The organism is Acidiphilium sp., assembly GCF_049977125.1.
In the GTDB taxonomy this organism is placed as follows: Bacteria; Pseudomonadota; Alphaproteobacteria; order Acetobacterales; family Acetobacteraceae; genus Acidiphilium.
On record NZ_JBMFGY010000002.1, the window covers coordinates 81,559 to 83,873 of the forward strand.

A 2,315-nucleotide genomic window follows, 5' to 3' on the forward strand; every position below is an offset into this window, starting at 1 on the left:
GATCGCCCCGTGACTGATCGCTACGTAATCGTGTTGCGGCCATCATCGGGCGAGTTGCCGCATATCGTCACGCCGTGACGTGATACCGATCGGTCATGTGCCGAACCGGCTTCATCGCATCATCATTTGGGTGTGACGCCATCATTCGATATACTCTCATCATGAGTATGCAGCCCCGGTTACCCCATGCGGCGGCGCGGCTGGTCAGCCGCTATCAGGAGGCTCTGGCCGGCGCCGGGATCGATGCCGTGCGCGGGTTGTATCTGGTGGGGTCGGTCGCGCTCGGCGACTATCAGGAGAACCATAGCGACGTCGATTTCGTCGCGGTGACCGACCGGCCGATCGTGCCCGATCTGGTCGAGCCGCTGGCAGGGCTCCATGCCCGGCTGCATACCGGGCGGCGGCCGGCGTTCGATGGGATCTATCTTGAGGCGTCGCGATTATCGCAGACGCCAGGTGCGGCCGAGATCGGTGATTACACGGTGCGGGGCGAATTCCATACCGGGCAACCCTGTTTCGAGATCAATCCGGCGACCTATCTGGGTTTGGTGCAAAGCGGCATCGTGGTGTTCGGGCCGCCGGTCCCGGCATTGGACATCGCGATCGACATGGCGGCGCTGCGGCGGTTTCAGCTCGATCATCTGCAGGGGTCCTGGGCGCGCTGGGTGCAGCGCAGCGATGCCGCGCTGCTGCGGATGGATCATGACGCGGATATCGCGGCGGCACCGCTGGCGTGGGGGGTGCTGGGGATGCTGCGGATCGCCTGCACGCTGGCGACCGGGCGGATCGTTTCGAAAACGGCGGCGGGGCGGTGGGCGCTGGGGGTGTATCCGCCGAAATGGCGCAATGTGATCGAGGAGGCGTTGGCGGTGCGGCGCGGCGAGGCACCGATGCTGACGCGGGCGCGGGCCGGCTCGACGATCGATTTTCTGCGCTTCGTGCTCGCTTCGCATCCGGTGGCGATGGGGGTGGGCTGAACGGGGCGCTTGACGCGGCCACGGGTGGGTCTGGCAGATAGGCGGGTGGACCGGTTTCGCTCGATTGCCCTGATCACCGCGCTGGGATTTTCCTCCGGGCTGCCGTTGGCGCTGTCGGGTTTCACCCTGCGGCTGTGGCTGACCCGGGCGGATCTGCCGCTCGCGGCGATCGGGTTTACCGCTAATCTGGGCATTGCGTATTCGCTGAAATTTCTGTGGGCGCCGGCGCTTGACCAGGTGCGGGCGCCGCGGCCGTTTCGAGCGCTGGGGCGGCGGCGGAGCTGGCTGCTGCTGATCCAGCTTGTGCTGGCCGCGGCGATCGGCGGGCTGGCGTTGACCCATCCGGCGCATGATCTGGCGGTAACGTTGGTGCTGGGCGGATTGGTCGCGTTTTTTTCGGCCAGTCAGGACATCATGATCGATACCTGGCGGATCGAGTTTTTTCCCCTGCATCTGCAGGGGGCGGCGACCGCTGGCTATGTGTGGGGGTATCGGGCGGCGATGCTGGTTTCGGGATCGGGGGTGATTGCGCTCTCGGTGGTGATCGGCTGGCATGAGGCGATTTTGCTGATGGTGCCGCTGCAACTGGTGGGCGCGGCGGCGACCCTGCTCTGCCCGGAGCCGGTACCTCCACAGGATCATCGGCCGGTCTCGATCGGGGCGCGGTTTCGCGATGCCGTGGTGGCCCCGCTGGCGGCGTTTCTGCAACGCCGGGGGGCGGTGCTGATTCTGGCGTTCGTCGTGCTGTTCTATCTCGGCGAGGCGCTGGCGGGGGTGATGCTGGCACCCTATTATACGCATCTCGGGTTCAATCGGGCGGTTATCGCGCTGGCGACCGGGCCGGCGGCCTTGGTCGCGGTGCTCGCCGGTACCGCGCTGGGCGGGGTGCTGGTGGCGCGCGCCGGCGTGGGGCGGGCGCTGCTCGCGGCGCTGCTGTTTCAGACCATGGCGCTGCTGTTGTACCCGGTGCTCGGATTATATCCGCATCTGCCGCATATTCTGCTGGCGGTGAGCGTGGTGGAAGCCTTTGCCCAGGGGATTTCGGATGCCGCGTTCATTACGTTTCTCTCGGGCCTGTGCAACAAAAACTATACGGCGACGCAGTACGCGCTGCTGTCCTCGGTGGCGGCGCTGGCGCTGCGGACGGTGGGCGGGTTTTCCGGCGTGATCGCACAGGCGCTGGGATGGATCAGATTCTATGAATTCACCGTGGTCTCGGCGCTGCCGGCGGTGGTGGTGCTGCTGGTGATTCTGCGGAAATATCCGATCGCGGCGGCGGCTTAGCGCGAGGTGCTCGGATTTTGTTTTGATAACGTAACGATTTGGGCGTGCGAAAGC

General features: G+C 65.7%; 2 protein-coding genes. Both read left to right on the forward strand.

The window, feature by feature from the left end; translation table 11 throughout:
• The first annotated feature begins 161 nt into the window (after nt 1-161).
• Nucleotides 162-977, forward strand: coding sequence for an aminoglycoside adenylyltransferase domain-containing protein (locus ACP5E6_RS00835; RefSeq protein WP_427950371.1), 816 nt, complete (start codon nt 162-164; stop codon nt 975-977).
• 45 nt (nt 978-1,022) lie between these two features.
• Nucleotides 1,023-2,261, forward strand: a complete 1,239-nt coding sequence (locus tag ACP5E6_RS00840) for an AmpG family muropeptide MFS transporter (RefSeq protein ID WP_427950374.1) — start codon at nt 1,023-1,025, stop codon at nt 2,259-2,261.
• The last annotated feature ends 54 nt before the right edge of the window (nt 2,262-2,315 follow it).

Bases quoted from the DNA above. Each gene is read 5' to 3' on its own strand.
- ACP5E6_RS00835 (WP_427950371.1), top strand. From the start codon at position 162: ATGAGTATGCAGCCCCGGTTACCCCATGCGGCGGCGCGGCTGGTCAGC.